This window comes from Trueperaceae bacterium, assembly GCA_019454765.1.
Classification (GTDB): domain Bacteria; phylum Deinococcota; class Deinococci; order Deinococcales; family Trueperaceae; genus JAAYYF01.
The window spans coordinates 1-5,576 of sequence record JACFNR010000077.1; the positions used below are offsets into that span (position 1 = coordinate 1).

The 5,576-nt window shown below is 68.7% G+C and carries 5 protein-coding genes; 1 reads left to right on the top strand and 4 read right to left on the bottom strand.

Annotated elements, in window-relative coordinates:
- Positions 1 to 552 (top strand): mannose-1-phosphate guanylyltransferase (locus H3C53_13150; protein ID MBW7917613.1); only part of this gene is annotated, 552 nt, incomplete at its 5' end.
- Positions 553 to 617: 65 nt separating this feature from the next.
- Here the strand turns inward: H3C53_13150 and H3C53_13155 are convergent.
- From H3C53_13155 to H3C53_13170, 4 genes are all read right to left on the bottom strand, one after another.
- Positions 618 to 2,069, bottom strand: coding sequence for a leucine-rich repeat domain-containing protein (locus H3C53_13155; protein ID MBW7917614.1), 1,452 nt, complete (start codon positions 2,067 to 2,069; stop codon positions 618 to 620).
- Positions 2,070 to 2,272: 203 nt separating this feature from the next.
- Positions 2,273 to 3,418 carry a glycosyltransferase gene (locus H3C53_13160; GenBank protein ID MBW7917615.1) on the bottom strand — a complete coding sequence of 382 codons (1,146 nt, stop codon included), beginning with the start codon at positions 3,416 to 3,418 and terminating at the stop codon, positions 2,273 to 2,275.
- 70 nt (positions 3,419 to 3,488) lie between these two features.
- Positions 3,489 to 3,968 (bottom strand): VOC family protein, encoded by a 480-nt coding sequence (locus H3C53_13165; GenBank protein ID MBW7917616.1) that lies wholly within the window; start codon positions 3,966 to 3,968, stop codon positions 3,489 to 3,491.
- A 35-nt stretch (positions 3,969 to 4,003) separates the two neighbouring features.
- Positions 4,004 to 5,572, bottom strand: coding sequence for an aldehyde dehydrogenase family protein (locus H3C53_13170; GenBank protein MBW7917617.1), 1,569 nt, complete (start codon positions 5,570 to 5,572; stop codon positions 4,004 to 4,006).
- Positions 5,573 to 5,576: the final 4 nt, after the last annotated feature.

Consider the following 5,576-nt stretch of genomic DNA (forward strand, 5'->3'; position numbering starts at 1 on the left):
CGCTTCGTCGAGAAGCCGAACCTACCGACCGCCAAGGCGTACGTGGCGGGTGGGCGCCACCTGTGGAACGCCGGCATCTTCGTGTGGCGCGTCGGCACGGTTCTGGCTGAGCTCGACAAGCACGACCCCGACCTCATGGTGCCGTTGCGCCGCGCTTTCGCCAGTGGCGAGGTGGCCGAGACCTTCCCTACCCTCAAGAAGATCAGCATCGACTTCGCGCTCATGGAGCGAACCGACAAGGCGCTGGTGGTGCCGGGCAACTTCGTGTGGGACGACATCGGGGATTGGGTGGCGCTGGAGCGGCTGCTCACGCCGCAAGACGGGCCGGGGGGCGCCAACACGGTGGTGGGTCGCCACGTTGGCCTGGACGCGTCGCGCAACATCGTCTACACCGAGGACCCAGACGACGTCATCGTCACGCTCGGCGTGCACGACCTCGTCATCGTGAAGCGTGGCAACGCCGTGCTGCTCGTGCACAAGGACCGCGTCCAGGAGCTGAAGACGCTGCTCGCCGACGAGCGGCTGGCCGCGGTGCTGCAGCGAGACGACTAGCCCCAACGCTGCGGTTCGCTCACGCGCCTAGTACGGCGCGGCCGAACACGTGCTGGCCCGCGGCGTCAGAACACGTCGCTCACACCGGAAACCCGCTCCAGACCGGCCGGTAGCTCGAACGAACCGACGGGTGCGCTCTCAGCATCCACCGACGTCACTATCGTCTCCACCACGGCGTCGGAGCCGGGAGCGTGCATGATGGCTCGCACCGGGAAGCCACCGGTGACGGCCTGACCGTAGTCGGGGCTGCCGGACAACCCGTAGAAGCGCTGCGAGGAGAACGCTCCCTGCAGGAGCTGGAACAGTTCGACGTAAATGGCGACCTGGGAGCAGCCGGTCTCCTCCAGTTCGCGGCCGAGCTCGGGCGCCACCCAGACCTCCTGCATGAGCGCCCACGGCTTGTCGGCGCCACCCTCTTGGTCGTCTGGTCGCCAGTTCACCTCATAGTGCTGAGCGGTGTAACCCGCCACCGACTCTTGGCCCACTTCCTCGACCTGCACGTCCACCGCGTAACGCACCTCGGGATCATCGGGCAACAGGTGCACCGCGATGAAAGTGGCGAGTTCACGTACGAACTCCTCCATGAGTCCGGACCAGTACACGCCTCGCTGCTCGTTGATTAGGGAGATGGTCTGCACGCTGCCCACGCAGGAGGCCAGTACGCGCGTGCCGTCGGGGTTGAGCCTGGCGAGTCGACCACCCTGCAAGTGTAGGAACTCCTCCTGCCCCCCGGTGTTCATCACCACTCGCACCGGCGCCACGCCGGCCAGGGCCTCGCACGGCGCGTCGCCCGCGCCGCGCTCCACGTAGGCCACCCGCACCCCCGCCGCCATGAGCCCATCCACTACCTGCCGAGCGGAGCCGCCTGGGCACAGGTCTAGCGCCGGGTTGTCGTACAGCGTTACCTGCAGCAGGTTAGGTAGTTCCTCCAGGCCGGACAAGTCCTCGAGGGCGTTGCCGTGGAGGGCCAGCTCAGAGAGTTCCGGCAGGCCGTCGAGGCCGGACAAGTTCACCACGCGGTTGTCGCTAACGTTCACGCTCGTCAGGTTCTCGAGGTCAGCCAACGCGGCCAGGCTCACTACCTGGTTGTCGCGCAGCTCCAGGTACCTCAGCGCCTTCAGGTAGGCGAGCGCGCTCACGTCCGTGACGCGGTTATGACTGAGGGTCAGGTCCTCTAGCTGAGTGAGGCTCGCCAGCGGCGTCAGGTCGGAAACGGCGTTGCCGCGCAGGTTCAGGCGCGTGAGGCCCGTTAGCGCCTCGATGCCGGCCAACGACTGGATCGTGTCATCGGCTTCCGGCCATTCGACATACAGCGAGTCGATCAGCTCGACGTCTGCCGCATACAGGGGCCCGTCCGCCTTGAGGGTTTGTCCGCGCACGGCCCGCTCGAGGGCCGGGTCTTCGAAGCGCAGCGGTTCGCCCTCCTGCGCTCGCGCGGTGAGGCTTGCGCCAAGGAGCGCCAGGGCGGCCAGTATGAGCGTTACCAGCTTCGCGCTACGCGCGCTAAGGGTCGTCACGTGGGGGACCTCCTTTGACGAAGTCGGCTGCACGGCAGGAGGGAAGGGCGTTCGTGCGGATTCGTGCTTTTGGGCTGCAACGTGCAGCAGGGACCGTGGGCAGGATAACATCACGCCGCCAACCGGGCGTTCGGCGGCCCGCCTTTGGAACAATGCATGACTACGCCCGTCAGCGACGCGAGGACCGCAGGTGGTCGGCGGGGTTACTGCCCGTGAGTGGTTAGCCGGCCTCCGCCTGTGAGCGCCCGCGAGTAGAGGCCAGCGTAGGCGCGCACCATGGCGTCGACCCCGAACTCCACCGCGCTGGCGGCCGCCGCGGCGCCCAACCGTTGCGCTAGAGCGGGCGAGGTCGCGAGGCCGAGCATGGCTGCGGTCAGGGAGGCGCCGTCACCTTGCGCCACTAGCAGGCCGTTCCGCTCGTGCGTCACCAGTTCTGGCACGCCACCGACCGCAGTGGCGATCACGGGCTTACCGGCCGCCAGCGCCTCCATCACGGACAGCGGGTTGCCCTCGAAATCAGACGCCAGCACGAACGCGTCGGCCGCGGCGAGCACGGCGGGTACGTCGTCGCGCACCCCGAGGAACGTCACCGCGCGGGTGATCCCCAGGGCCGTCGCCTGCGCTTCCAGCGTCTGGCGCAGGGCGCCGTCGCCAACTAGCAGCAGGCGCGCCGCCGGCACCGCCCGCGCCACGCCCGCGAACGCCGCGAGCAGCAGGGCGTGGTTCTTCTGCGGCATGAGACGAGCCACGCAGGCGAACACGAACGCGCTATCGGGGAGACCCGTGGCTCGCCGCCATGCGCTGCGCTGGTCTGCGGCCGCCCGCAGCGGCGCCAAGTCGATGCCGTTCCTGATGACGGGGGCGTCCACGCCGTACATGCGCTTCACGCCGTCCCTGACGGTAGCGGCCACCGCCACTGGTTGCACGCGCCAGCCGAAGAGCAGCCGCGCGGCGCTGCGCCCGGCGCGGTCGGCTTCCTGCTCGACGAGGTTGTGCACCGTGTGGAACGCAGGCACAGTGCGGCTGGCCAGGTAGGCGGGTAGCGCGTACGGCAGCACCGCGAGGTGCGAGTGGAGTACCTGGGGCTCGAACTCACGGACTTCGCGGTGCACGCGCCGGAAGAGCCGCGGGTCGAAGCCGAGACGCTTCCCGAGGTACCGGACCTCCAGCCCGTGCGCGGCCAGTTCGCCCTCGAAGCGCGTGCCGCGCGGGTCGAAGAACGTGACGGCCCGCACCTCGTACCGTTCCGGGTCGAGGTGGAGCATGAGGTTCACGACCATCATCTCCGCCCCGCCCACCCCGAACTCCGGCAGGAGTTGGAGGACGCGCAGGCGCTCGGCGGGAGGCATGCCGCCATTCTGCGGCCTAGACGGGCGCGCGGCCGGTCAATTGCACCGGCCGCGCGCCCGCCCTCGACCGTTAGCCGGCCACGGCGGCCTCCAGCGCCGCGATGTCGATCCTCTTCATCGTCATCATGGCGTCGAACGCGCGCTTGGCGGCGGCGCGGTCCGGGCTCGTCGTCAACTCCAGTAGCCGGCGCGGCGTGATCTGCCACGAGAAGCCCCAGCGGTCCTTGCACCAACCGCAGGCGCTCTCGGTGCCGCCGTTACCCACGATGGCGTCCCAGTAGCGGTCGGTCTCGGCCTGGTCGGCGGTTGGCACCATGAAGCTGACCGCCTCGTTGGGCCTGAACTCCGGTCCGCCGTTGAGGCCGACGAACTTCTGGCCCAGCACGGTGAACTCGACGGTCAGGCCCGTGCCGGCCTTGCCGCCAGGGTAGTCGCCGGGGGCGGTGTTCTCGTGGCCGAGGTGGCTGTTCGGGAACGTCGCCGTGTAGAACTCGGCCGCGCTGCGTGCTTCGCCGTGGTCGAACCACAAGCAGGTCACTAGCTCTGTCATCGCGAGTTCTCCCTTCACGCTGCGCAGCGGCCGGCCTAGAACAGGTCGCTCACCTGGACGGGCGCCTGCGGCTCGACGTAGGCGGTGTCCATCTGCGCCAACTGCAGTTTGCCCGATACGTCGTCGTTCACGCCGTGCCAATACGTGTAGCTGTCGATCACCCAGATGCCGCTCTCGCGCGTGCCGTTGCCGCTCGCCTTCACGCCGCCGAACGGCATGTGCGCCTCGGCGCCGTTGGTGGTGTTGTTGATGCTGGTCATGCCCGCCTGGACGTTGTCCTTGTAGGCGTACACCCACTCGCGGTCGTTGGTGTAGATGCTGCTGGAGAGGCCGTAGTCGACGGCGTTGGCCGTGGCGATCGCCTCGTCGATGCCGTCCACCTTCACGAGGTTGATGGTGGGACCGAAGATCTCCTCCTGGAAGAGCTTCATGCCGGGCTTGACGCCCTCCCAGACCGTGGGCCACCCGTAGATCCCCTTGGTCGGGTCGCCCACGAAGCCGCTCGGCTTCGACTCGGGCGTGATGCGGCCCTTGCCGTACAGGAGGGTGGCGCCGTCCGCCTCGCCCCACGCGTACTGCTGCTGCCAACGCTCGAAGAAGCGCTCGTTGATGAAGGGCCCGTAGAGCACGTCCTCCGTCTCTAGGGGGTCGCCTATGCGGATCGCCTTCACGGCGGCCAGGAAGCGCTCCTTGAACTCGTCGTAGACGGGCGCGTCGACTATGACGTTGCCCGCGCTGGTGCAGCGCTGCCCGCCCGTGGCGAAGGCCGAGAAGATGGCGCCCTGCACCGCGTTGTCGAGGTCGGCGTCGCGCATGACCACGAGGGGGTTCTTGCCGCCCAGCTCGAGCGTCGGGTGCTGCAGGTTGCGACCAGCCACCTCGCCCACGTGGCGGCCGACGGCGCTGGAGCCGGTGAACGCCATCTTGTCGATGAGGCCGTCGTCCATCAGCTCGATCATGTACTGACCGGCCGCGTCCTTGCCGCCGCCGAACACGACGTTGAAGACGCCCGACGGTAGGCCCGCGCCCAGCAGGATCTTGGCGAAGGCGTACGAGCAGGCGGGCACGTCCTCGGACGGCTTCCACACCACCGTGTTGCCCGTGAGGAGCGCCGGCACGATCTTCCAGCTCGGCACGGCCACGGGGAAGTTGCCGGCGGTGACGATGCCCACGACGCCGAGGGGGCGCCGGTACGTGGTCAGGTCCTTGTTGGGCATCTCGCTCGGCACGCTCTGCCCGTAGAGGCGCCGACCCTCGCTCTGGAAGAAGTAGCAGGTGTCGATGGCCTCCTGCACGTCGCCGCGGGCCTCCTTGAGGGTCTTGCCCATCTCGCGGGTGATGAGGCGCGCCAGCGCCTCCTTCTCACGCTCGATCGCCTGGCCCACCAGTCCGATGACCTGACCGCGGATGGGTGCGGGCGTCTTGGCCCAGCCGCGCGCGGCGGCCCTGGCGGCGCGCGCCGCCTCCTGCACCTGCGCCTTGGTGGCCTCGTAGAACGTGCCGAGCAGGTCGCTCGTGTTGCTCGAGTTGCGGCTCTCGAAGGTCCGCTCGCCCCGGACCTCCTTCCCGCCGTAGAGGTGGGGGTAGGTTCTCGTGTTGCTCATGGGG